The sequence below is a fragment of the Plesiomonas sp. genome (assembly GCF_051650925.1).
GTDB lineage: Bacteria > Pseudomonadota > Gammaproteobacteria > Enterobacterales > CAMTGL01 > Plesiomonas.
In genome coordinates this window covers 1-1130 of the sequence record NZ_JBOFRH010000360.1, presented here as the reverse complement: position 1 = coordinate 1130, position 1130 = coordinate 1, and the positions used below count along the sequence as shown (strand labels likewise).

At 50.7% G+C, this 1130-nt stretch carries 1 protein-coding gene; it reads left to right on the top strand.

Going from position 1 to position 1130, the window contains the following annotated elements; translation table 11 throughout:
* Window positions 1–1090: hypothetical protein (locus tag ACRC27_RS08190; protein ID WP_438639641.1), on the top strand; the 1090-nt coding region annotated here is incomplete at its 5' end.
* Window positions 1091–1130 lie beyond the last annotated feature (40 nt).

Here is a 1130-nt window from a genome sequence, read left to right as displayed (position 1 = left end):
CAGTGCCGGTATGGCAAAGCCAATACAGAGCTCGGCCACTGGGCTCTTTAATGCGGCACGAGATGTAGCTACCCAATTGTCTAACTTACTTGAGGTGACAAATGCAGCTGTAGCAGATAATGCGAAGCATCACGCTGGGCAGACGCCGAACGCCGAGGCGAAAGATATCACGGCGCTGCGGCTGACGGGAATGAAATCAGTTAAAGAGCGCCAGGCCACAGAGCGGCTAGTCACAGAACTGGTCACAGAAATAGTACCGACCGAGCGAGCTGAGAGCGAGTTGTTCACTTCGCATGTCAGTGCCGATATCGCAAAGCCGATATCAAATCCGGCCACAAAGCTCCCCCACGGATCGCGTGATGTCGCAGCCGCGTTGTCTAGTTTGTTGGATGTAACCACTGGTGCGTTAGACCATCAGAGTGATAGCCGTATTCAGCCAGTTTCGCGCACATCGGCCTCGTCACAACCCGACGGCGTGCTAATACAGGATACCCAGTCTGCGCAGAATGTCGAGTCAAAGCGTAGCAATAGTGATTATGGCCGTCTGCAATTTCGTCGCGCAAATTTGAACGCTCTGCCTAGCCAAGCTTATTTGCGCAGTACTGGCGGGCAATTTAATGCCGAGCATGAATTGCTGAAGGCCGTACGCAGCATCCTTGAAGTGGATACCAATCAGCCATGGTCAATTCGACGCGATTTTGAACAGTTACGCAATAGGCTGTTGCCGAACTATGAATCAGATCGTAGTCGGCTATTACAAGCCGTGAGCAATAAAGAAAAACAGCATGGTTTGCAGCAGGATATGGATGTTTTACAAGAGCTGTTGGCAAATCATTCTGGCTTAGCGGCGGGTCGCTCTGCCGTACAGAATTTTGCGCGAACATTGCTTCGTGACACTGACTTGAGCCAACAAGGAAAACAGCCAAATCCATTAATCACAGCGCTTTTGGATGGTATTGCTGGCACAGGTGAAAATCGGTGGCACTGGCGTGTTGATGCCGCTCGCCAACAGCCCGCGATTGTTGCCGAAAAAGTTGTATTAACCACCGATGGCTTGCATTTCGATCCAACGCAGGTGAGGAAGTCTTAGCATGCAAAGTGAAATGAAACAGCAGGTCAAAATGATCATC